The sequence below is a fragment of the Pseudomonas sp. HS-18 genome, assembly GCF_020401845.1.
GTDB lineage: Bacteria > Pseudomonadota > Gammaproteobacteria > Pseudomonadales > Pseudomonadaceae > Pseudomonas > Pseudomonas nitroreducens.
The window spans coordinates 2,525,646-2,549,802 of sequence record NZ_CP084413.1; the positions used below are offsets into that span (position 1 = coordinate 2,525,646).

A 24,157-nucleotide genomic window follows, 5' to 3' on the forward strand; every position below is an offset into this window, starting at 1 on the left:
TCTCGCATCCGTGAATTTCCGCAGCTTCCACTCAGGGTGACTTCTGCATTTCTAGCTACTAGAATGCTTGCCCTTGATTCTGGGAGCCGGAAGGACCGGCTTACGTCTGTGCCACGAGGAATATCCATGCAAGTTTCCGTTGAAAGCACCTCCGCTCTTGAGCGCCGCATGACCGTTGGCGTGCCGGCCGAGCGTATCGAGACCGAAGTCAACAAGCGTCTGCAGCAGACCGCTCGTCGCGCCAAGGTTCCTGGCTTCCGTCCCGGCAAGGTGCCGATGAGCGTGATCCGTCAGCGCTACGAAGCCGCCGCTCGTCAGGAAGCCCTCGGTGACCTGATCCAGGAAACCTTCTACGAAGCCGTGGTCGAGCAGAAGCTGAACCCGGCTGGCGCTCCGTCCGTCGAGCCGAAAGTGTTCGAGAAGGAGAAGGGCCTCGAGTACATCGCTACCTTCGAAGTCTTCCCCGAATTCCAGGTTGCCGGTTTCGACGGCATCAAGGTTGAGCGTCTGCAGGCCGATGTGGCTGATGCCGATCTCGACAACATGCTGGAAATCCTGCGCAAGCAGAACACCCGCTTCGAAGCCGTTGATCGCGCCGCTCAGAACGACGACCAGGTGAACATCGATTTCGTCGGCAAGATTGACGGTGAAGCCTTCGCTGGCGGTTCCGCCAAGGGCACCCTGCTGGTGCTGGGCTCCGGCCGCATGATCCCGGGCTTCGAAGAAGGCCTGGTCGGCGCCAAGGCCGGTGAAGAGCGCGTGCTGAACGTGACCTTCCCCGAGGACTACCAGAACCTGGACCTGGCCGGCAAAGCCGCCGAGTTCACCGCTACCGTCAACAGCGTTGCCGAGCCGAAACTGCCGGAACTGAACGAAGAGTTCTTCGCTCTGTTCGGCGTGAAGGAAAGCACTCTGGAAGGCTTCCGCACCGAAGTTCGCAAGAACATGGAGCGTGAGCTGCGTCAGGCCATCAAGTCCAAGGTGAAGAACCAGGTGATGGAAGGTCTGGTCGAGACCAACCCGATCGAAGTTCCGAAGGCCCTGATCGGCAACGAAGTCAACCGTCTGCGCGTGCAGGCTGTCCAGCAGTTCGGTGGCAACATCAAGCCTGACCAACTGCCGGCTGAGCTGTTCGAAGAGCAAGCCAAGCGCCGCGTCGTGCTGGGCCTGATCGTCGCCGAGCTGGTCAAGCAGCACGAGCTGAAGGCCGATGAAGCCCGCGTTCGCGAAATGATCGAAGAAATGGCTTCGGCTTACCAGGAGCCGGAACAAGTTGTTGCCTGGTACTACAAGAACGACCAACAACTGAACGAAGTCCGTTCGGTTGTACTGGAAGAACAAGTTGTAGATACTGTCCTGCAGAAGGCCAATGTGACCGACAAGCAGGTATCCTACGAAGACGCGGTCAAGCCTGCAGAAGCTCCGCAAGCGGCCTGATCCAGCGCTTCGTTCGATTGTCACAAGCCAGCCTTCGGGCTGGCTTGTGCGTCTATAGAGACATGACTTTTTATTAGGGAGTGATCGTCGGACATGCATAATCCTTATATGCCGCAAGTTCCGAACATTCAGGCCGCTGGTGGTCTGGTGCCGATGGTGGTGGAGCAGTCCGCCCGCGGTGAGCGTTCCTACGACATCTATTCGCGCCTGCTGAAGGAGCGGATCATCTTCCTGGTCGGCCAGGTCGAGGACTACATGGCCAACCTCGTGGTGGCCCAGTTGCTGTTCCTCGAGGCCGAGAACCCGGACAAGGACATCCACCTCTACATCAACTCTCCGGGCGGCTCCGTGACTGCTGGCATGTCGATCTACGACACCATGCAGTTCATCAAGCCCGACGTGTCCACCATCTGCGTGGGCCAGGCGTGCAGCATGGGCGCCCTGTTGCTGGCTGGCGGCGCCGCTGGCAAGCGCTACTGCCTGCCGCATTCGCGGATGATGATCCACCAGCCGCTGGGCGGCTTCCAGGGCCAGGCCTCGGACATCGAGATCCATGCCAAGGAAATCCTCTTCATCAAGGAGCGCCTGAACCAAGTGCTGGCGCATCACACCGGCCAGCCGCTGGATGTCATCGCCCGCGACACCGACCGTGACCGCTTCATGAGTGGTGACGATGCTGTCAAGTACGGTCTGATCGATCAGGTCTTCACTCAGCGTCCTTCTGCCGCCTGAGTCTCTCCGCTGTACTGCGGCCGGTAATCCGGCCGCTCGCGGGCTTGAAAATGCCTGCGAATGCCTTCATCTTGTCCTTCACGTATATCCCCGATTGGAACGATCGAATGACTGACACCCGCAACGGCGAGGACAACGGCAAGCTGCTGTATTGCTCCTTCTGCGGCAAGAGCCAGCACGAAGTGCGCAAGTTGATTGCCGGCCCCTCGGTCTTTATCTGCGACGAGTGCGTCGACCTGTGCAATGACATCATCCGCGAGGAGGTGCAGGAAGCACAGGCAGAGAGCAGTGCGCACAAGCTTCCGGCGCCGAAAGAGATCCGCACCATCCTCGATCAGTACGTGATCGGCCAGGAACGTGCCAAGAAAACCCTGGCAGTAGCGGTGTACAACCACTACAAGCGCCTGAATCAGCGCGAGCGCAAGGACGACGTCGAACTGGGCAAGAGCAACATCCTGCTCATCGGTCCGACGGGCTCGGGCAAGACCCTGCTCGCCGAGACCCTGGCGCGTCTGCTCAATGTTCCCTTCACCATCGCCGATGCCACCACCCTCACCGAGGCGGGCTATGTGGGCGAAGATGTCGAGAACATCATCCAGAAGCTGCTGCAGAAGTGCGATTACGATGTCGAGAAGGCCCAGATGGGTATCGTCTACATCGACGAAATCGACAAGATCTCGCGCAAATCCGACAACCCGTCGATCACCCGCGACGTGTCCGGCGAAGGCGTTCAGCAGGCCCTGCTGAAGCTGATCGAAGGCACCGTGGCTTCCGTACCGCCCCAGGGCGGCCGCAAGCACCCGCAGCAGGAGTTCCTGCAGGTCGACACCCGCAACATCCTGTTCATCTGCGGTGGCGCGTTCGCTGGCCTGGAAAAGGTCATCCAGAACCGTTCCACCAAGGGCGGCATCGGCTTCAATGCCGAGGTTCGCAGTCAGGAAGCGGGCAAGAAGGTCGGCGAAGCGCTGCGCGAAGTCGAGCCGGAAGATCTGGTGAAATTCGGTCTGATCCCCGAATTCGTCGGCCGCCTGCCGATCATCGCGACCCTCGACGAGCTGGACGAACCTGCGCTGATGCAGATTCTGACCGAGCCGAAGAACGCGCTGACCAAGCAGTACGCCAAGCTCTTCGAAATGGAAGGCGTGGACCTCGAGTTCCGTCCGGACGCGCTCAAGGCTGTCGCCCGTCGCGCGCTGGAGCGCAAGACCGGTGCCCGTGGCCTGCGTTCGATCCTCGAAGGCATCCTGCTCGACACCATGTACGAGATCCCCTCGCAGAGCGACGTCAGCAAGGTGGTGATCGACGAAAGCGTCATCGAGGGCTCCTCCCAGCCGCTGCTGATCTACGAGAACAGCGAGCAGCCGGCCAAGGCTGCACCTGACGCCTGAAACCAGAAGGGGCCCTAGGGCCCCTTTTTTCTTCCCATCTACCGCGCTTGTTTTTTCCTAGTCCTAACCCCATCTTAGGCCGAAGGGTCCAATCCCATCGTTTTGGCCAAGTGCCGTTGTAGAGCCGAATATCATGAAAACACTCGTCGAGTTGCCCCTGCTGCCCCTGCGTGACGTAGTGGTGTATCCGCACATGGTCATCCCGCTGTTCGTCGGGCGTGAGAAATCCATCGAGGCCCTCGAGGCCGCCATGACCGGCGACAAACAGATCCTGTTGCTGGCACAGAAGAACCCGGCTGACGATGATCCGGGTGCAGACGGCCTGTACCGCATGGGCACCGTGGCCACCGTCCTGCAGCTGCTGAAGCTGCCCGATGGCACCGTCAAGGTGCTGGTCGAAGGCGAGCAGCGCGGCCAGGTAGAGCGCTTCATCGATGAGGACGCCTACTGCCGCGCCGAAGTTTCCATCATTGACGAGGTTTCCGTCGGCGAGCGTGAGTCCGAAGTCTTCACCCGCAGCCTGCTCAGTCAGTTCGAACAGTACGTGCAGCTGGGCAAGAAAGTGCCCGCCGAGGTCCTGTCCTCGCTCAACAGCATCGACGAGCCCGGCCGCCTGGTGGACACCATGGCCGCACATATGGCCCTGAAGATCGAGCAGAAGCAGGAAATCCTCGAGATCACCGAGCTGTCCGCCCGCGTCGAACACGTGCTGGCCATGCTGGACGCCGAGATCGACCTGCTGCAGGTCGAGAAGCGCATCCGTGGGCGCGTGAAGAAGCAGATGGAGCGGAGCCAGCGCGAGTACTACCTCAACGAGCAGATGAAGGCCATCCAGAAAGAACTGGGTGACATCGACGAGGGCCACAACGAAGTCGAGGAGCTGAAGAAGCGCATCGATGCCGCTGGTCTGACCAAGGAAGCCCTGGCCAAGGCCACTGCCGAGCTGAACAAGCTCAAGCAGATGTCGCCGATGTCCGCCGAAGCGACCGTGGTGCGTTCCTACATCGACTGGCTGGTGAATGTGCCTTGGAAGGCCGAGAGCAAGGTGCGCCACGACCTGGACAAGGCCGAGGATATCCTCGATGCGGACCACTACGGCCTCGAAGAGGTCAAGGAGCGCATCCTTGAGTACCTCGCCGTGCAGAAGCGCGTGAAGAAGCTGAAAGGCCCGGTACTCTGCCTGGTCGGCCCACCCGGCGTCGGCAAGACTTCGCTGGCCGAGTCCATCGCCCGTGCGACCAATCGCAAGTTCGTGCGCATGGCGCTGGGGGGCGTGCGTGACGAGGCCGAGATTCGCGGTCACCGCCGTACCTACATCGGTTCCATGCCCGGTCGTCTGATTCAGAAAATGACCAAGGTCGGCGTGCGCAACCCGCTGTTCCTGCTGGACGAGATCGACAAGATGGGCAGCGACATGCGTGGCGACCCCGCGTCTGCGCTGCTGGAAGTGCTCGATCCGGAGCAGAACCACAATTTCAACGACCACTACCTCGAAGTCGACTACGACCTTTCCGACGTGATGTTCCTCTGCACGGCGAACTCCATGAATATTCCGGCGCCGCTGCTGGACCGCATGGAGGTCATCCGCCTGCCGGGTTACACCGAGGACGAGAAGATCAACATCGCCTCGAAATATCTTGTACCGAAACAGACTGCGGCCAATGGTCTCAAGAAGGGCGAGCTGGTCTTCGAGGAGGCGGCTACCCGTGACATCATCCGCTATTACACCCGCGAAGCCGGTGTGCGGAGCCTGGAGCGCCAGATTGCCAAGGTCTGCCGCAAGGCGGTCAAGGATGGTGGCAAGGCCAAGCGTATCGACGCCGTGGTGACGCCGGACTCGCTGGAGAACTACCTGGGTGTGCGCAAGTTCCGCTACGGCCTGGCCGAGCAGCAGGACCAGATCGGCCAGGTGACCGGCCTCGCCTGGACTCAGGTGGGCGGCGAACTGTTGACCATCGAATCGGCCATGGTTCCGGGTAAGGGCGCATTGACCAAGACCGGCTCGCTGGGCGACGTCATGGCGGAGTCCATTACCGCCGCGCTAACCGTGGTTCGCAGTCGCTCGAAGAGCCTGGGCATCGCTCCGGACTTCCACGAGAAGCACGACATCCACATCCACGTGCCCGAAGGCGCGACGCCCAAGGACGGCCCTAGCGCGGGCATCGGCATGTGCACTGCATTGGTGTCGGCGATCACCCAGATTCCCGTTCGCGCCGACGTTGCCATGACCGGCGAAATCACCCTGCGGGGTCAGGTGCTGGCCATTGGTGGCCTGAAGGAAAAACTTCTGGCTGCGCACCGGGGTGGAATCAAGACTGTGATCATTCCCGAGGAAAACGTGCGAGACCTTAGGGAAATTCCGGATAATATTAAGGCCGATCTCGTTATTAAACCGGTTAAATGGATTGACGAGGTCCTGCAAATTGCGCTGCAATACGCCCCGGAGCCCTTGCCCGATGCGGCTCCCGAGATGGTTGCAAAGGATGAGAAGCGCGAGTCTGATTCCAAGGAGCGAATCAGCACGCATTAGTTGGGGGGCTTTCTTGACACTGTTTTTGAGCCCTTGTTATAAAGCGGCACTTGCTTTGTCAGTTGGCAAACCAGCACCTGCTTTTGCTTACACCTAACACATAGAAACATACTCAACAGAAATAAGGGGACTTAGAGTGAACAAGTCGGAACTGATCGATGCTATCGCCGCATCTGCTGATATCCCGAAAGCTGTTGCCGGTCGCGCTCTGGACGCGGTGATCGAGTCCGTAACTGGCGCCCTGAAGGCTGGTGACTCCGTCGTACTGGTCGGCTTCGGCACCTTCGCTGTCAAAGAGCGTGCTGCTCGCACCGGTCGCAACCCGCAAACCGGCAAGCCGATCAAGATCGCTGCTGCTAAGATCCCGGGCTTCAAGGCCGGTAAAGCCCTCAAGGACGCTGTCAACTAAGCGTCTTTTTGGACTTGACCTGGACCGGTTCAACTTCGGTTGGGCCGGTCACGGAGCGATGACCCGGCTGGCGTAGGTCGGTTGGAATCATCAGGGGTCACGGGCTCAACGCCCGCAAGCTCCACCAGTTACGAGAAGGCGCATCCTCGGATGCGCCTTTCTTATATCCGCTTTTTTTTCCACGCCGCGCCGCCATTGACGGTGGGCCGTGGCCGCGTCGGGGGCCGCATGCTGCAAAACATCAGGGACAATTCCCAAGGCTGGATCACCAAGACCATCCTGGGCGTGATCGTTGTCCTCATGGCTTTGACCGGGTTCGATCAGATCATTCGCGCAACCCACCACGAGAACGTCGCTGCTCAGGTCAACGGTGAGGACATCAGTCTGCCGGAACTGCAGCAGGCTGCGGACATGCAGCGTCGCCAGCTGATGCAGCGCCTGGGCAAGGACTTCGATTCGTCCATGCTCGACGACAAGCTGCTCAAGGATTCCGCGCTGAAGTCGCTCATCGAGCGCAAGCTGGTCCTGCAGGCCGCCCAGAATGACAAGTTCGCGTTTTCCCAGCAGGCGCTGGACCAACTGATCCTGTCGACTCCCGAGTTCCAGGTGGACGGCAAGTTCAACGCCGACCGTTTCGACCAGGTCATCCGCCAGATGGGCTATGACCGCATGCAGTTCCGTCGCATGTTCGGTGAGGAAATGCTGATCGGCCAGCTGCGCGCCGGCATCGCCGGTACCGGCTTCGTCACCGATGACGAACTGAACGCCTTCGCTCGCCTGGAGAAGCAGACCCGTGACTTCGCTACCCTGACCCTCAAGGCCGACCCGGCCAAGAGCAAGGTCGAGGACAGCGAGATCAAGGCGTACTACGACGCCCACAGCACCGAGTTCATGACGCCTGAACAGGTCACCATCGACTATGTCGAGCTGAAGAAGTCCGCCTTCTTCGACCAGGTCGAGGTGAAGAAGGAAGACCTCGATGCCCTCTATCAGAAGGAGATCGCCGGCCTGGCCGAGCAGCGCGACGCCGCGCACATCCTGATCGAGGTGAACGACAAGCAGAACGACCAGCAGGCCAAGGCCAAGATCGACGAGATCAAGGCGCGCCTGGACAAGGGCGAGGACTTCGCCAAGCTGGCCAAGGAGCTGTCCAACGACACCGGCTCCGCCGCCAATGGCGGTGACCTCGGCTTCGCCGGCCGTGGCGTGTATGACCCGGCCTTCGAAGAGTCGCTGTACTCGCTGAAGAAGGGCGAAGTTTCCGCTCCGGTGAAGACTTCCTACGGCTGGCACCTGATCAAGCTGCTGGGCGTCGAAGCGCCGGAGGTTCCGACCTTCGACAGCCTGAAGGCCAAGCTGGAGCACGAAGCCAAGACCCAGCTGGTCGAGCAGCGTTTCGTCGATGCCACCAAGCAGCTGGAAAGCTCTGCCTACGAGGCTTCAGATCTGGCCCAGCCGGCCCAGGACATGGGCTTGAAGGTGCAGACCAGCAAGCCGTTCGGCAAGGAAGGCGGCGAAGGTGTCACGGCTAACCGCCAGGTCATCCAGTCCGCTTTCAGCCCCGAAGTGCTGGAAGAGGGGGCCAACAGCGGCGCCATCGAACTGGATCCGGACACCGTGGTCGTGCTGCGCGTGAAGGCGCACCACAAGCCTGAGCAGGAAACCCTGGAGCAGGTCAGTGCCGATATCCTCAAGCGCCTGCAGGTCGAGCACGCTGCAGTCGATGCCAAGTCCCGCGGTGAAACACTGCTGGCTGGCCTGCGCGACGGCAAGATCCCGCTGACCCAGGCCCAGGAAGGCCAGCAGTGGAAGGTCGTGGAAGCGGCCGCCCGTGGTCAGGAAGGCGTCGATCCGGTCGTGCTGCAGAGCGTGTTCCGCATGGTTCGCCCGGAAGGTGCCGACAAGCCCAGCCTGGGCGGTGTCGCGTTGCAGAACGGCGACTTCGTGCTGGTCAAGCTCAGCGGTGTGAGCGAGCCGGAGGCCAAGCCGACCGAGGAGGAAAAGGCGATGTACCGGCGCTTCCTCGCCTCGCGCAGCGGCCAGGATGATTTCTCCGCCTTCCGCCGTTACCTGCAGGATCAGGCGAAAGTCGAGAAATTCGACGAAGCCAAGAAGTAAGAAACTGGGGCCGCGCAAGCGGCCCTCGTTTTATCCGGTAAAGGAAAAAGGCCGCATTCGCGGCCTTTTTCTTTGCCTGGAGCAAAGCCTCAGTCGTCGCTGAGCGGCCCCATCGCCGTGGTGTTGAAGCCGCCATCGACATAGAGGATTTCGCCACTGATGCCACTGGCCAGGTCCGAGCACAGAAATGCACCGGCGTTGCCGACTTCCTCGATGGTCACATTGCGCCGCAGCGGTGTCTGGCGTTCGTTGGCGGCGAGCATCTTGCGGAAGCTCTTGATGCCCGAGGCGGCGAGCGTGCGAATGGGGCCTGCGGAGATGGCGTTGACGCGAATGCCCTCCGGGCCGAGGCTGCCGGCCAGGTAGCGCACGCCGGCTTCCAGGCTGGCCTTGGCCATGCCCATGACGTTGTAGTTGGGCATCGTGCGCTCGGCGCCCAGGTAGGAGAGGGTGAGCAGGCTGCCGTTGCGGCCCTGCATCAGCTCGCGGCCGGCCTTGGCCAGGGCGATGAAGCTATAGGCGCTGATGTCGTGGGCGATCCGGAAGCCTTCGCGGGTGGTGACCTCGGTGAAGTCGCCGTCGAGTTGGTCGCCTGGTGCGAAGCCCACCGAGTGGACAATACAGTCAAGCCCATCCCACTGCTTCCCCAGTTCGGCGAACACGGCTGCGATGTCCGCGTCGTTGGCGACGTCACAGGGGAAGCACAGCTCCGCGCTGGAGCCCCAGCCAGCAGCGAACTCTTCCACGCGGCCCTTGAGCTTGTCGTTCTGGTAGGTAAAGGCGAGTTCGGCGCCTTCCCGGTGCATCGCCGCGGCGATGCCGGAGGCGATGGACAGTTTGCTGGCGACTCCGACGATCAGTACGCGCTTGCCTGCGAGAAATCCCATATTCACTCCTTGATCATGTGAGGTCAGGTCGGTGCCGGGACCATGAAGGCTGCTTCCAGCAGTTGCTGTGTGTACGCATGCTGCGGCGCGGCGAAGACCTCCTCGGCCATGCCCTGTTCGACCACCTTGCCATGGCGGATCACCATCAACTGGTGGCTGAGGGCTTTCACTACAGCCAGGTCGTGGCTGATGAACAGGTAGGTCAGGTTGTACTTGGCCTGCAGGCCGCGCAGCAGCTCGACAACCTGGCGCTGCACGGTGCGGTCCAGTGCCGAGGTCGGTTCGTCCAGCAGGATCAGCGCTGGCTTGAGCACCAGCGCTCGGGCAATGGCGATGCGCTGCCGCTGGCCTCCGGAGAACTCGTGGGGGTAACGGTGCCGGGTGTCCGGGTCGAGCCCGACCTCCCTGAGCGCTTCGATGATCGCCTGCTCGCGTTCCTCGGCCGTGCCCATGCCATGGATCTCCAGGCCTTCGCCGACGATCTGGCCCACCGACATGCGCGGGCTGAGGCTGCCGAACGGATCCTGGAAGACTACCTGCATCTCGCGACGCAGGGGCCTGACTTCCGCCTGGTTCATGCCTTCGATGGCCTGACCCTCGAAGCGGATGCCGCCCTGGCTGTTGATCAGCCGCAGGATGGCCAGGCCGAGGGTCGACTTGCCTGAGCCGCTCTCGCCGACGATGCCCAGGGTCTGACCACGCGGCAGGCTGAAGTCGATGCCGTCCACGGCCTTGACGTGATCGACGGTCTTGCGGAACACGCCTTTCTTGATCGGGAACCACACGCGCAGGTCGTCGACCTCCAGCAAGGGCGCTCCTGGCTCGTTCTGTGCGGGGGTACCACTGGGCTCGGCTCCGAGCAATTCGCGCGTGTAGGGGTGCTGGGGGGCCTCGAAGAGGGCTTCGCAATCCGCTTGCTCGACAATGCAGCCGCGCTGCATCACGCAGACGCGGTGGGCGATGCGCCGCACCAGGTTGAGATCGTGGGTGATCAGCAGCATGGCCATGCCCAGCCGTTTCTGCAGGTTGCGCAGCAGGTCGAGGATCTTCAGCTGCACGGTGACGTCCAGTGCCGTGGTCGGTTCGTCGGCGATCAGCAGTTCCGGCTCGCAGGCCAGGGCCATGGCGATCATCACCCGCTGGCGCTGGCCGCCGGAGAGTTCGTGCGGATAGGCCTTGAGGCGGCTGGCCGGGTTGGGGATGCCCACCAGCTCCAGCAGCTCCAGCGTGCGCGCGCGTGCCTGGACGCCGTTCATGCCCTTGTGCAGCGCCAAGACTTCACCGATCTGCTTCTCGATGCTGTGCAGCGGGTTCAGCGAGGTCATGGGTTCCTGGAACACCATGGCGATGCGGTTGCCGCGGATACCCCGAAGTTTGCGCTCGGGCAGCTTGAGCAGGTCCTTGCCGGCGTAATGGATGCTGCCCGAAGGATGGCTGGCGGTGGGGTAGGGCAGCAGGCGCAGGATCGAGTGCGCGGTCACCGATTTGCCGGAGCCGCTTTCGCCCACCAGTGCCAGGGTCTCGCCCTTGCGGATGTCGAAGCTGATGTGTTCCACCGCGCGCACCTGCTCGTCGCCGCAGAGGAAATCGACGGACAGGTCGCGGACTTCGATGAGGTTCTCGTTCTGGTTCATCTCACTTCCTCGGGTCGAAGGCATCGCGGGCGGCTTCGCCGATGAACACCAGCAGGCTCAGCATCACGGCCAGCACCACGAAGGCGGTGATGCCCAGCCAGGGCGCCTGCAGGTTGGACTTGCCCTGGGCGACCAGCTCGCCCAGCGACGGCGCGCCGGCGGGCAGGCCGAAGCCGAGGAAGTCCAGGGAGGTCAGGGTGCCGATCGCGCCAGTGAGGATGAAGGGCATGAAGGTCAGGGTGGAGATCATCGCGTTGGGCAGGATGTGGCGGAACATGATCGCCCCGTTGCGCATGCCCAGGGCGCGCGCGGCGCGCACGTACTCGAGGTTGCGGCCACGGAGAAACTCGGCGCGGACCACGTCCACCAGGCTCATCCAGGAAAACAGCAGCATGATTCCCAGCAGCCACCAGAACCCAGGCTGCACGAAGCTGGCGAGGATAATCAGCAGGTAGAGCACCGGCAGACCCGACCAGATTTCCAGGAAGCGCTGGCCGAGAAGGTCGATCCAGCCGCCATAGAAGCCCTGCAGCGCACCCACGACGACGCCGACGATGGAACTGAGCACGGTGAGAATCAGGGCGAATAGCACCGATACGCGGAAGCCGTAGATTACCCGCGCCATGACATCGCGGGCCTGGTCGTCGGTGCCCAGCCAGTTCTCCGCACTGGGAGACGAAGGCGCCGGCACGCGCAGGTCGTAGTTGATAGTGTCGTAGCTGTAGGCGATCGGCGGCCAGAGTATCCAGCCGTCCTTCTGCGCGATCTGCTCGCGCATGTACGGGCTCTTGTAGTTGGCTTCCATGGGGAACTCGCCGCCGAAGGCGGTTTCCGGGTAGCGCTTGACCACCGGGAAGTACCACTGGCCGTCGTAGTGGATCGCCAGGGGCTTGTCGTTGGCGATCAGCTCGGCGCCCAGGCTGAGGATGAACAGCGTGAGGAATAGCCAGAGCGACCACCAGCCACGCTTGTTGGCCTTGAAGCGCGCCCAGCGGCGCAGATTGATGGGAGACAGGCGCATCGGATTACTCCCGGTTCTCGAAGTCGATGCGCGGATCGACCAGCGTGTAGAGGACGTCGCTGACCAGCTTCATGATCAGGCCGAACAGGGTGAAGATGAACAGCGTACCGAACACCACCGGGTAGTCGCGGTTCAGCGCCGCCTCGAAGCTGAGCAGGCCCAGGCCGTCGAGGGAGAAGATCACCTCGATCAGCAGCGAGCCGGTGAAGAAGATGCCCAGCAGGGCCGAGGGCAGGCCGGCGATGATCAGCAGCATGGCGTTGCGGAACACGTGGCCGTAGAGCACGCGGCGCTCGGTCAGGCCCTTGGCGCGGGCGGTGACCACGTACTGCTTGCCGATCTCGTCGAGGAAGCTGTTCTTGGTCAGCAGGGTGATGGTGGCGAAGTTGCCGATCACCAGCGCGGTGATGGGCAGCGCCAGGTGCCAGAAGTAGTCGCGGACCTTGCCGGCCCAGGTCAGCTCGTCGAAGTTGTTGGAGGTCAGCCCTCGCAAGGGGAACCAGTCCCAGTAGCTGCCGCCGGCGAACAGCACTACCAGCAGGATGGCGAAGAGGAAGGCGGGGATCGCGTAGCCGACGATGATCGCCGAGCTGGTCCAGACGTCGAAATGGCTGCCGTGGCGCACCGCCTTGGCGATGCCCAGCGGGATCGACACCAGGTACATGATCAGTGTGCTCCAAAGCCCCAGGGAGATGGAGACGGGCAGCTTCTCGACGATCAGGTCGGTGACCTTGGCATCGCGGAAGAAACTCTGGCCGAAGTCCAGGTGCACGTAGTTCTTGAGCATGATCCAGAAGCGTTCGGGTGCCGGCTTGTCGAAGCCGTACATCTTCTCGATTTCCTTCACCAGCTCCGGGTCCAGGCCCTGGGCGCCGCGATAGTGCGTGCCTGCCGCAGCAACTTCCCCGCCGCCACCGGAGATGCGTCCGGTGGCGCCGCCGCTGGCGGCATCGAAACCTTCCAGCTTGGCGATCATCTGCTCCACCGGGCCGCCGGGGGCGGCCTGGATGATGATGAAGTTGATCAACAGGATGCCGAACAGGGTGGGAATGATCAGCAGCAGGCGCCGCAGGATGTAGGCCAGCATCAGTTGGCCCCTTGGGCGACGGCGCCGTCAGCCGGCGCTTCGGCTGCAGCCTTGGCGGCGGTCTTGGTCGGCTCGGCCTTCTCGCGGGCCTGCCACCAGGTTTGCAGCGCATAGCTGTAGGGCGGCAGCTTCTCCGGGTGGGCGATGCGGTTCCAGTAGGCGATGCGCCAGTTGCCCAGGTACCAGTTGGGCACCACGTAGTGGCCCCAGAGCAGCGCGCGATCGAGGGCGCGGGCGTGGCGCACCAGGCTTTCGCGGGAGCCGGCGTTGATCAGGCCTTCCACCAGCGCGTCGATGCCCGGATCGCGCAGGCCGATGAAGTTGCGGCTGCCCGGCTTGTCGGCGCTGCTGGAGTGCCAGAACTCCCGCTGCTCATTGCCCGGCGAGCTGGATTGCGGCCAACTGCTGACGATCATGTCGTAGTCCCGCGAGCGCAGGCGGTTGATGTATTGCGAGACGTCGACCCGGCGCAGTTGCATGTCGATGCCCAGCTCCGCGAGGTTGCGCTTGAAAGGCAGCAGTACGCGCTCGAAGTCGGCCTGGGCGAGCATGAATTCGAAGCTCAGCTGCTTGCCGTCCGGGCCGACCATCTTGTCGTTCTCGATCTTGTAGCCAGCCTCCAGCAGCAACTGGTAGGCCTTGCGCTTCTGCTCGCGGATGATGCCGCTGCCGTCGCTGGTGGGCGGCACGTAGACCTGGGTGAAGACCTGCGGTGGCAGCTTGTCGCGCAGCGGTTCGAGGATTTTCAGCTCTTCCGCGTCAGGCAACTCCTTGGCGGCCATCTCGGAGTTCTCGAAGTAGCTGCCGTCGCGCAGGTAGGAGCCGAAGAACAGCTGCTTGTTGGTCCACTCGAAGTCGAACAGGTTGGTGATCGCTTCGCGCACGCGCGGGTCCTGGAACACCGGGCGGCGGATGTTGAAGGCGTAGGCCTGCATGCCCCACGGATTTCCGTTCACCGGCTCCTCGCGGACGATGCGGCCGTCACGCACGGCGGGCGAATCGTAGGCGGTCGCCCAGTTCTTCGCGATGCGCTCGTCGTTGAAGTCGAATTGCCCGGCCTTGAAGGCTTCCAGGGCGACGGTCAGATCGCGGTAGGACTCCACCACCACGGCGTCGAAGTTGTTGAAGCCGCGGTTCACCGGCAGCTTGTCGCCCCACCAGTCCTTGACCCGCTCGTAGCGGATCGAACGGCCGGCCTCGACCTTGGCGATGCGGTACGGTCCGCTGCCCAGCGGCGGTTCCATGTTGGTCTTGTTGAAGTCGCGGCTGGCCCACCAGTGCTTGGGCAGGATCGACAGCTGGCCAAGGATCAGCGGCAGTTCGCGGTTGTCGCCGTGCTTGAAGTCGAAGCGCACGCGCAGCTTGTCCTCGGCCACCACCTTGTCGACGTCCGCGTAGTAGTTGCGGTACATCGGGTCGCCGTCCTTCATCAGCGTCTCGAAGGTGAACACCACGTCTTCGGCGGTGACCGGCGTGCCATCCTGGAAGCGCGCCTGGGGACGCAGGTAGAAGCGTACGAAGCGATGCTCCGGGTCCTTCTCGATCTTCTCGGCGAGCAGGCCGTACTCGGTGAAGGGCTCGTCGAGTGAGTGGAAGGTGAGGGTGTCGTAGATCAGGTTGATCTGCGGCGCCGAGTTGCCCTTGGCGATGAAGGGGTTGAGGCTGTCGAAGCCGCCGAAGTCGGAGAGACGCAGCGTGCCGCCCTTGGGCGCATCGGCATTGACGAAGTCGAAATGCTTGAAGTTCGCCGGGTATTTCGGTGCCTCGTCATACAGGGTGATGGCGTGCTGCGGCGCTGCCTGCGCGCTGCCCAGCAGTCCCAGCAACAGGCCGGCGCAGAGCGCGGCGCGGCGGGGGCTTTTCATAGGGTGTTCTCCTGGTCTTTTTGCCACCACGCGCGCAAGCCCAAGGTGTAGGACGGCGTGGTGACGAAGGCGAAGCGGTTGCGGTACGCCAGTCGATGCTTGTTCAGGTACCAGTTGGGAATGCTGTAGTGCTGCCACAGCAGTACCCTGTCCAGCGCGCGGGCGGCGGCCTCCTGCTGGTCGCGGTCAGGGGCGCCCAGCAGTTTTTCGAGCATCGCGTCCACCACGGGATCGGCGATGCCCGCATAGTTCTTGCTGCCCTTGACCGCCACCTGGCTGGAGTGGAAGTACTGCCATTGTTCGAGGCCGGGGCTGAGGGTCTGGGGCAGGGTCATCAGAATCATGTCGTAGTCGAACTGGTCCAGACGCTGTTTGTACTGGGCGCGGTCCACGGTGCGCAAGCTCGCATCGATACCGATGCTGGCTAGATTCTCGCGATAGGGCTGGAGTATCCGCTCCAGGCTGGGATTGACCAGCAGGATTTCGAAGCGCAGCTGTTTGCCGTTGGCGTCCAGCAGGCGATCGCCGGAGAGCTTCCAGCCGGCTTCGCCCAATAGACCCAATGCGTGGCGCAGGGTTTCCCGCGGGATGCCGGCGCCCTTGGTCACCGGCACGCTGAAGGGGCGCTTGAATAGAGCTTCAGGCAGTTGCTGGCGATACGGAGAAAGCAGCAGCCACTCCTTGCCTTGGGGCGCCCCGGTGGCGGCGAAGGTGCTGTTGGGGTAGTAGCTGCTGGCGCGTACGTAGGCGTCGTTGAACAGGGCGCGGTTGGTCCACTCGAAGTCGAACATCATCCCCAGCGCTTCGCGCAGGCGGCGGTCGGCGAAGGTCGCCCGGCGGGTGTTGAGGAACAGAGCCTGGGTCTGGGTGGGGATCTGGTGGGGGATTTCCACCTTTACGACCTCGCCCCGGCGCACCGCCGGGAAGCGGTAGTTGCTGCGCCAGTTCTTCGCCTGGTGCTCGATGTAGATGTCGAACTCACCGGCCTTGAAGGCTTCGAAGGCGATACCGGCGTCGCGGTAGAAGTCCACCTCGACGCGGTCGAAATTGTACTTGCCACGGTTCACCGGCAGGTTCGCCCCCCACCAATCCTTGACCCGCTCGAACACCAGGCGACGTCCCGGCACCACCTCGGTGATCCGATACGGGCCGCTGCCCAGCGGTGGCTCGAAGGTGGTGGCCTGGAAGTCGCGACCTTTCCAGTAGTGTTGCGGCAGCACCGGCATCTCGCCCAGGCGCAGGATCAGCAACGGGTTGTTGTGGCGCTTGAAGACGAAGCGGATGCTCCGAGCAGAAAGGATGTCGACCCGCTGCACTTCCTGCAGGTTGGTGCGGTACATCGGGTGGCCGTGTTTGAGCAGGGTGCGGTAGGAAAATGCAACGTCGTAGGCAGTGATCGGCTTGCCGTCGTGGAAGCGTGCTTCCGGGCGCAGGTTGAACACCACCCAGCTGCGGTCCTCGGCGTATTCCACGCTGCGGGCGATCAGGCCGTAGCTGGAGGCGGGCTCGTCACCGGAGGGGTCATACAGGCCGGTACCGACCATCAGCGGCTCGTTCAGCTCGCTGACGCCGTACTGCAGGAAGTCCGCGGTGCTCACCGGCGGGCTGCCCTTGAAGGTATAGGGGTTGAGTGTGTCGAAGGTGCCCAGGCCCATCAGCCGCAGCAGGCCGCCCTTGGGGGCGTTGGGATTGACCCAGGCGAAGTGGTCGAAACTGGCCGGGTATTTGAGGTCGCCGAATTGCGCGTACCCGTGGCTTTCGGTGATCTGGGCGGAGGCGGGGACGCCCAGGAAGAGTCCCAGGAGCAGGAGAGACAAGCGACGCATCAGGCGTAGGATCCGATCCTGGCTGGCTGAGGGGTAATTGCGTCGTACAGTAGCAGCTTGTCCCTGTCGCCAGAAGTCATGCAGCCGGGGCATGCAGGCCCCGGCGCAGAAGTGGGATCAGCGGCTCGCGGTGTCGAGGTACAGCGTGATGGTCTGGCCAGGCTTAAGAGCCTTGCCACTGCGTGGGTTCCAGCGCTTGATGTGCTGCATCTCGACGTTGAAGCGCTTGGCGATCAGGTACATCGAGTCGCCTTGCTTGACCTTGTAGTAGGTCGCGGTGTCCTGCTTGGCCTTGGCCTTGGCTTTGCTGTTAGCCGCCAGTTGGGTGGCGGCGGGGCTCTGCAGCTTGAGGGTCTGGCCGGGTTTTACGCCGTGGCTGTCCAGTCCGTTCCAGCGCTTGAGGTCGGCCACGTCGACGCCGTTTTTCTTGGCGATCTGCCAGAGTGTGTCGCCATTCTTCACGGTGTAGCTGCGGGTGGCGACACGCGCGCTGGCGGTGGTCTTCGAGCTTTCCACCTGAGCCAACTGGCGCGGGCTTTCCGGCTCGATGACCGGGCGGCCCGGCTGGCCGGGGATCACCAGGGTCTGGCCGTTGCGCAGGCGGTTGGCGCTCAGGCGGTTGGCTGCCTTGAGTTCGGCGACGCTCAGGCGGTAGCGCTGGGCGATGCTGTGCAGGCTGTCGCCCTTGCGTACCCGGTAGCGGCTACCGGAGCTGGTTGCCACGGTTGCCGCCAGCGGCTTGAGTTCGACAGGCTGCAAGTTGGCGACGCCAGCCTTGAGCGAGTCGGCCTTGTTCAGCGGCACCAGTAGGTGGTGCGGGCCGTCGAGAGTCACACCGCGCTTGAAGGCTGGGTTGAGCTGCTGCAGTTCGTCCTGGTCCAGGTCGGCGACGGCGGCGACCTGGGAGAGATCCAGGCCCGGCTTGACGCGGATCGAGGTGAAGTAGGGCTGGTTGGCGATGGGGCTGAGGTTGATGCCGTAGATGGTCGGGGCATTCACCAGTTGCGACAGGGCCAGCAGCTTGGGCACGTAGTCCTGGGTTTCCTGCGGCAACGGCAGGTTCCAGTAGTCGGTGGGCAGGCCGAGGCGCTCGTTGCGCTCGATCGCCCGGCTGACGGTACCTTCGCCGGCGTTGTAGGCGGCCAGGGCGAGCAGCCAGTCGCCATTGAACATGTCATGCAGACGGTTCAGGTAGGTGAGCGCGGCGTTGGTCGACGCGGTGATATCGCGGCGGCCGTCGTAGAAGTTGGTCTGGCGCAGGTTGAAGTGCGTGCCGGTACTGGGGATGAACTGCCACAGGCCCACGGCCTGGGCGCGCGACACGGCCATCGGGTTGTACGAGCTCTCGATCATCGGCAGCAGCGCGAGCTCCAGTGGCATGTCGCGCTCTTCCAGGCGCTCGACGACGTAGTGCATATACGGTGCGCCGCGCTCGCTGGCGTTCTCCAGGAACGACTGGTTGCTCATGAACCACAGGCGCTGACGCTCGATACGCGGGTTGGTGTTGAGCTGGTCCTGCAGCTGGAAACCGCCACGCATGCGTTCCCAGATATCGTTCTGGGACGCCGTCCAGGCAGGATTGAACTGCACATCGACGGCGCGGGATGCGTTGCGGATCGGGCCGTTGCTGGCTACTTGGCTGGTCGACTGGCACCCAGCCAGGCCCGCGGCGAGAAGGACAATAGAGACTCGGATGGCTCGTGCCAATGCGTCTAGATCGGAGGTATTTCTGGTCTTGGGCGGCATTGGTTGATGACTTTGTCCGGGGCAAAAATTTCGGCGATTCTAGAAACCGAGCCTGCCCTGGTCAAGATTTCGCCAGGCCTCAGAACTGGTCCTTCCAGCGGCGAATGGTCGCAAAGACCTCTTCCGGCGTGCGGATTTGCTGGCCATTCCGCTCGTCGGCCATTTTCTTAACGGATGTTTCTGACACGCGAAGGAAAGGATTCGTCGCCCTCTCCAGGTCAATGGAAGAAGGCAGGCTGATCTTCCCCTGTTCGCGCCAGCGGCTGACTTCTTCGAAGCGCGCCAGGACGACCGGGTTTTCCGGCTCCACCGCACAGGCGAAGCGCAGGTTACTCAAGGTGTATTCGTGGGCGCAGTACACAGCAGTGTGGCCGGGCAGGGCGGCCAGCCGGCTCAGCGAGGCATGCATCTGGGCCGGCGTGCCTTCGAACAGGCGGCCGCAGCCCGCCGCGAACAGGGTGTCGCCGCAGAACAGCAGCGGCTGCTCTTCTTCCTCGATGCTGTCTGCTGCATGGAAAAAGGCGATGTGGCCCAGGGTATGGCCGGGTACGTGGATGACCTCGAAATCCAGTCCGAGCACCTCCACATGGTCGCCGTCCACCAGCGCCACGTCGCGCCCTGGAATCTTCTCCCCTGCAGGCCCCAGCACGCGGGCGCCGGTCTCGGACTTCAGGCGGGCAACGCCACCGACATGATCGGCATGGTGATGGGTAATCACGATGTCGGTCAGCTTCCAGCCAGGATGGGCCAGCAGCCATTGCTCGACCGGTGCGGCATCACCCGGATCGACCACGGCGCATTCGCGGCGGGTCACATCCTGCAACAGCCAGAGGTAGTTGTCGGAAAAGGCGGGCAGGGCATCTATCTGTATCATGGGTCGAAAGTCGCCAAGTGGTGGGCATTGGCGCATAGTAGTGCGGATACGCACTTTTGTGTCGCGCTGTGCCACAGGGGGACGTGATGATCGAAGAACCCTTCGCCCAGGCCGATGCCGACTGGCTGGAGCTGATCGACCAGGCTCGCCATTGGCTGTCCGGGCCGATTGGCGGAATGATGCTCGCCGAAGAGCAGCAGTTGCTGATCGACGAACTGGAGCGCTATTTCGGCGGTTACCTGGTCCATTACGGGCCGCATGCGGAGTTGCCGGCCAGCGTCGGCAACATCCAGCGCGGCGTGCGCCTCGGGCCGCCGCTGCCCGGCGTGGAGATCGCCTGCGACGAAGCGGCCTGGCCGCTGGGCGAGCACGCCGCGGACGTGGTGCTGCTGCAGCATGGCCTGGATTTCTGCCTGTCGCCGCACCGTTTATTGCGTGAAGCGGCGCGCAGCGTGCGTCCCGGAGGGCACCTGCTGGTGGTCGGGGTGAATCCCCGGAGCGCCTGGGGTATTCGCCACTACTTCGCTCGTGATGCCTTGCGCCGCGCCCGCTGCATCTCGCCCGGTCGGGTCTGCGACTGGCTCAACCTGCTGGGCTTCGCGCTGGAGAAACGCCGCTTCGGGTGTTATCGTCCGCCGCTTGCATCGGCGAAATGGCAGGGCCGTCTGGCCCGCATGGAAACCTGGGGCCCCGTGCTGCAGGGCTCCGGCGCCGGCTTCTATCTATTGGTGGCGCGCAAGCTGGTGGTCGGTCTGCGGCCCCTGCGTCAGCCCCGTCGTGAACCGCGCGGCCAACTGGTGCCGCTGCCGGTGGCCAAGGTCAGTCGTCGCGATTCCGAGTCCTGAAAGCGAGCCAAATGAGCGAAGAGAAAGTCGAGATCTACACCGACGGCGCCTGCAAGGGCAACCCGGGGCCGGGTGGCTGGGGCGCCGTGCTGTTCTACAAGGGTGCCGAGCGCGAGTTGTGGGGCGGCGAGGCCGAAACCACCAACAACCGCATGGAACTGATGGCCGCCATCATGGCCCTCGCCGCGCTCAAGCGGCATTGCGACGTGCGCATCGTCACCGATTCGCAGTACGTCATGCAGGGCATCACCGAGTGGATGGTCAACTGGAAGAAGCGTGGCTGGAAGACTGCCGCCAAGCAGCCGGTGAAGAATGCCGACCTGTGGCAGGCGCTGGACGAGCAGGTGAACCGGCATACTGTCGAATGGCGCTGGGTGCGCGGCCACACCGGCCATCCCGGCAACGAGCGTGCCGACATGCTCGCCAACCGCGGCGTGAGCGAACTGCCGCGCTAAGCGTCCCGCTATCAGCATCAAGCTCGCCCGGATCAGCCCGGGCGAATCAACCGCAAGAAGGTTTCTCACAGAATGCGCAGCGTCGTACTCGATACTGAAACGACCGGTATGCCGGTCACCGACGGCCACCGGATCATCGAGATCGGTTGCGTCGAACTCGAAGGCCGCCGCCTGACTGGCCGGCACTTCCACGTCTACCTGCAGCCCGACCGCGAGATCGACGAGGGCGCCATCGCCGTCCACGGCATCACCAACGAGTACGTCAAGGACATGCCGCGCTTCCGCGAGGTGGCCAATGACTTCTTCGAGTTCATCAATGGCGCGCAGCTGATCATCCACAATGCGGCGTTCGACGTTGGCTTCATCAACAACGAGTTTGCCCTGATCGGTCAGAGCGAGCGCGCCGAAGTCGCCGACTACTGCTCTATCCTCGACACCTTGCTGATGGCCCGCGAGCGCCATCCGGGCCAGCGCAACAACCTCGATGCGCTGTGCAAGCGCTATGGCGTCGACAACTCCGGCCGTGATTTGCACGGCGCGCTGCTCGATGCCGAGATTCTGGCCGACGTCTACCTGGCAATGACCGGTGGCCAGACCAGCCTGTCGCTGGCGGGCAATGGCGCCGAAGGTGACGGCAGCGGGCGCGCCACGGCCACGGCGATTCGCCGCCTGGCGGCCGAACGTGGGTTGACCCGGGTGATCCGCGCCACCGATGCCGAAATCGAGGCGCATGTCGCGCGCCTGGCGGTGATCGAGAAGTCCGCTGGCGGCCCGTCGCTGTGGGCGCAGATGGAAGCACCGAAGGAGTGATCCTCCGCGTTGACCGAGAAAAGGCCCCTGAACAGGGGCCTTTTCATTTCTGTGGGCGCTAGCCAGAGCAAATCGCTCGAGGTGAGCGTTCCTGTCAGCCACGCGACGTTTTCGTACAGCCGTCAGTCCAGCGCATTCCCCTACATTCCGTGAGTCCATACTCTGAAGAGGATCGACGCCAGTCGTACGTCTTTTCAGGGGTTCACAATGTACAAAGACCTGAAGTTCCCCATCCTCATCGTTCACCGCGACATCAAGGCCGATACCGTGGCCGGCGACCGGGTGAGGGATATCGCGCGGGAGCTGGAGCAGGACGGCTTCAGCATCCTCTCCACTGCGAGCTCCGCGGAGGGGCGCATCGTCGCCTCCACCCACCATGGTCTCGCCTGCATCCTGGTTGCCGCCGAGGGGGCGGGGGAGAACCAGCGGTTGCTGCAGGACGTGGTGGAGCTGATCCGCATGGCGCGGGTGCGCGCGCCGCAGCTGCCGATCTTCGCCCTGGGCGAGCAGATGACCATCGAGAATGCGCCGGCCGAGTCCATGGCCGACCTGCACCAGTTGCGCGGCATCCTTTATCTGTTCGAAGACACCGTGCCGTTCCTCGCGCGCCAGGTCAGCCGTGCGGCGCGCAAATACCTGGAAGGCCTGTTGCCGCCGTTCTTCCGCGCGCTGGTGGAGCACACCGCGCAGTCCAACTATTCCTGGCACACGCCCGGCCATGGCGGTGGCGTGGCCTATCGCAAGAGCCCGGTGGGGCAGGCCTTTCACCAGTTCTTCGGCGAGAACACCCTGCGGTCGGACCTCTCGGTCTCAGTGCCCGAACTGGGCTCGCTGCTCGATCACACCGGCCCGCTCGCCGAGGCGGAGGCCCGCGCCGCGCGCAATTTCGGCGCCGACCACACTTTCTTCGTGATCAACGGCACCTCCACGGCGAACAAGATCGTCTGGCATTCCATGGTCTGTCGCGATGACCTGGTGCTGGTCGACCGCAACTGCCACAAGTCGATTCTCCACTCGATCATCATGACCGGCGCCATCCCGCTGTACCTGACGCCGGAGCGCAACGAGCTGGGCATCATCGGGCCGATCCCGTTGTCCGAGTTCAGCCGCGAATCCATCGCCGCGAAGATAGAGGCCAGCCCGCTGGCGCGTGGCCGCGAGCCGAAAGTGCGGTTGGCGGTGGTCACCAATTCCACCTATGACGGCCTCTGCTACAACGCGCAGATGATCAAGCAGGCCCTGGGCGACAGCGTCGAAGTACTGCATTTCGACGAAGCCTGGTACGCCTACGCGGCGTTCCATGAGTTCTACGGCGGCCGCTACGGCATGGGCACCCGCCGCGATGACAGCGGCCCGCTGGTGTTCACCACTCACTCCACGCACAAGATGCTCGCGGCGTTCAGCCAGGCCTCGATGATCCACGTGCAGGACGCAGGCTCCCGGCGCTTCGAACAGGCGCGCTTCAACGAAGCCTTCATGATGCACATCTCCACCTCGCCGCAGTACGGCATCATCGCCTCGCTGGATGTGGCCTCGGCAATGATGGAGGGCCCGGCGGGGCGTTCGCTGATCCAGGAGACTTTCGACGAGGCCCTGAGCTTCCGCCGGGCGCTGGCCAACGTGCAGCAGAACCTCGCCGAGGACGACTGGTGGTTCTGCGTCTGGCAGCCGCCGGGTGTCGAGGGGACCGACGAGGTGAAGACCCGCGACTGGGTGCTGGAGCCCAATGCCGACTGGCACGGTTTCGGCGACGCGGTGGAAGACTACGTCCTGCTCGACCCGATCAAGGTGACCCTGGCCACACCGGGCCTGACCGCTGGCGGCCGGCTGGATTCGCGGGGAATTCCCGCCGCGGTAGTCAGCCGCTTCCTCTGGGAGCGTGGGCTGGTGGTGGAGAAGACCGGGCTGTATTCCTTCCTCGTACTCTTCTCCATGGGCGTGACCAAGGGCAAATGGAGCACCCTGGTCACCGAGCTGCTGGAGTTCAAGCGCAGCTACGATGCCAACCAGCCGCTGGCGGATGCCCTGCCCAGCGTCGCCCAGGCCGGCGGCGCGCGGTATGCAGGTATGGGCCTGCGCGACCTGTGCGATGAACTGCACCGCTGTTATCGCGACCACGCCACGGCGAAGGCGATGAAGCGCATGTACACGGTGCTCCCGGAGATCGCCATACGCCCGGCCGACGCATACGCGCAACTGGTGCGCGGCGAGGTCGAGGCGGTACCTATCGATCGGTTGGAGGGGCGCGTTGCCGCGGTGATGCTGGTGCCTTATCCGCCAGGAATCCCGCTGATCATGCCGGGCGAACGGTTCACCGAATCCACCCGTTCCATACTCGATTACCTGGCCTTCGCCCAGAGTTTCGAGCGCAACTTCCCCGGCTTCGATTCGGACGTCCATGGCCTGCAGGTCCGCGAGGTAGACGGGCAGAAGCGTTACACCGTGGAGTGCTGCAAATGACCGTCCGGCTTCTGATAGAAGTGACATACATCA

18 protein-coding genes are annotated in these 24,157 nt (G+C 63.2%); 10 read left to right on the forward strand and 8 right to left on the reverse strand.

Annotated features, from left to right (window positions below):
* The first annotated feature begins 126 nt into the window (after positions 1–126).
* From tig to LDJ84_RS11935, 6 genes are all read left to right on the forward strand, one after another.
* Complete coding sequence (tig, locus tag LDJ84_RS11910) at positions 127–1,437, forward strand: trigger factor (protein ID WP_037010414.1); 1,311 nt, start codon at positions 127–129, stop codon at positions 1,435–1,437.
* Positions 1,438–1,530: 93 nt separating this feature from the next.
* On the forward strand, positions 1,531–2,169 hold the full coding sequence (clpP, locus tag LDJ84_RS11915; protein WP_024763281.1) for an ATP-dependent Clp endopeptidase proteolytic subunit ClpP: 639 nt from the start codon (positions 1,531–1,533) through the stop codon (positions 2,167–2,169).
* A 107-nt stretch (positions 2,170–2,276) separates the two neighbouring features.
* Entirely contained in the window at positions 2,277–3,557 is a 1,281-nt protein-coding gene (gene clpX, locus LDJ84_RS11920) for an ATP-dependent Clp protease ATP-binding subunit ClpX (RefSeq protein WP_226046379.1), read from the forward strand.
* Positions 3,558–3,690: 133 nt separating this feature from the next.
* The gene (gene lon / locus LDJ84_RS11925; RefSeq protein ID WP_024763282.1) at positions 3,691–6,087 is read left to right on the forward strand and encodes an endopeptidase La; all 2,397 of its coding nucleotides are present in this window, start codon (positions 3,691–3,693) and stop codon (positions 6,085–6,087) included.
* Positions 6,088–6,223: 136 nt separating this feature from the next.
* Complete coding sequence (gene hupB, locus LDJ84_RS11930) at positions 6,224–6,496, forward strand: nucleoid-associated protein HU-beta (protein WP_003087931.1); 273 nt, start codon at positions 6,224–6,226, stop codon at positions 6,494–6,496.
* Positions 6,497–6,724: 228 nt separating this feature from the next.
* A complete protein-coding gene (locus tag LDJ84_RS11935; RefSeq protein ID WP_169887852.1) occupies positions 6,725–8,614 on the forward strand; it encodes a SurA N-terminal domain-containing protein in 1,890 nt (629 codons plus the stop codon).
* An 89-nt stretch (positions 8,615–8,703) separates the two neighbouring features.
* On the opposite strand, the gene fabI is transcribed toward LDJ84_RS11935, so the two are convergent.
* The 8 genes from fabI to gloB form a co-directional block, all read right to left on the reverse strand.
* Positions 8,704–9,501, reverse strand: coding sequence for an enoyl-ACP reductase FabI (gene fabI, locus LDJ84_RS11940; RefSeq protein ID WP_038803140.1), 798 nt, complete (start codon positions 9,499–9,501; stop codon positions 8,704–8,706).
* Between the two features lie 23 nt (positions 9,502–9,524).
* Entirely contained in the window at positions 9,525–11,135 is a 1,611-nt protein-coding gene (locus tag LDJ84_RS11945) for an ABC transporter ATP-binding protein (protein WP_024763284.1), read from the reverse strand.
* A 1-nt stretch (position 11,136) separates the two neighbouring features.
* Positions 11,137–12,156 carry an ABC transporter permease gene (locus LDJ84_RS11950; RefSeq protein ID WP_038803141.1) on the reverse strand — a complete coding sequence of 340 codons (1,020 nt, stop codon included), beginning with the start codon at positions 12,154–12,156 and terminating at the stop codon, positions 11,137–11,139.
* 4 nt (positions 12,157–12,160) lie between these two features.
* The gene (locus LDJ84_RS11955) at positions 12,161–13,243 is read right to left on the reverse strand and encodes a microcin C ABC transporter permease YejB (RefSeq protein WP_024763285.1); all 1,083 of its coding nucleotides are present in this window, start codon (positions 13,241–13,243) and stop codon (positions 12,161–12,163) included.
* Positions 13,243–15,108: an extracellular solute-binding protein gene (locus LDJ84_RS11960; protein ID WP_065084161.1), complete on the reverse strand. Its 1,866-nt coding sequence runs from the start codon at positions 15,106–15,108 to the stop codon at positions 13,243–13,245. The genes LDJ84_RS11955 and LDJ84_RS11960 overlap by 1 nt, the downstream gene beginning before the upstream one ends.
* Positions 15,105–16,934, reverse strand: coding sequence for an extracellular solute-binding protein (locus tag LDJ84_RS11965; protein WP_084359092.1), 1,830 nt, complete (start codon positions 16,932–16,934; stop codon positions 15,105–15,107). The genes LDJ84_RS11960 and LDJ84_RS11965 overlap by 4 nt, the downstream gene beginning before the upstream one ends.
* 117 nt (positions 16,935–17,051) lie before the next feature.
* Positions 17,052–18,680, reverse strand: coding sequence for a LysM peptidoglycan-binding domain-containing protein (locus LDJ84_RS11970; protein WP_084359090.1), 1,629 nt, complete (start codon positions 18,678–18,680; stop codon positions 17,052–17,054).
* A 79-nt stretch (positions 18,681–18,759) separates the two neighbouring features.
* Positions 18,760–19,554, reverse strand: coding sequence for a hydroxyacylglutathione hydrolase (gloB, locus tag LDJ84_RS11975; protein ID WP_084359088.1), 795 nt, complete (start codon positions 19,552–19,554; stop codon positions 18,760–18,762).
* Between the two features lie 89 nt (positions 19,555–19,643).
* Between gloB and LDJ84_RS11980 the strand changes: the two genes are divergently transcribed.
* The 4 genes from LDJ84_RS11980 (at position 19,644) to LDJ84_RS11995 (ending at position 24,124) form a co-directional block, all read left to right on the forward strand.
* Positions 19,644–20,399, forward strand: coding sequence for a class I SAM-dependent methyltransferase (locus tag LDJ84_RS11980; RefSeq protein WP_024763290.1), 756 nt, complete (start codon positions 19,644–19,646; stop codon positions 20,397–20,399).
* Between the two features lie 11 nt (positions 20,400–20,410).
* Entirely contained in the window at positions 20,411–20,854 is a 444-nt protein-coding gene (rnhA, locus tag LDJ84_RS11985; RefSeq protein WP_024763291.1) for a ribonuclease HI, read from the forward strand.
* Positions 20,855–20,926: 72 nt separating this feature from the next.
* Complete coding sequence (gene dnaQ, locus LDJ84_RS11990; protein ID WP_037011876.1) at positions 20,927–21,664, forward strand: DNA polymerase III subunit epsilon; 738 nt, start codon at positions 20,927–20,929, stop codon at positions 21,662–21,664.
* A gap of 207 nt (positions 21,665–21,871) precedes the next feature.
* On the forward strand, positions 21,872–24,124 hold the full coding sequence (locus LDJ84_RS11995; protein ID WP_084359086.1) for an Orn/Lys/Arg decarboxylase N-terminal domain-containing protein: 2,253 nt from the start codon (positions 21,872–21,874) through the stop codon (positions 24,122–24,124).
* The last annotated feature ends 33 nt before the right edge of the window (positions 24,125–24,157 follow it).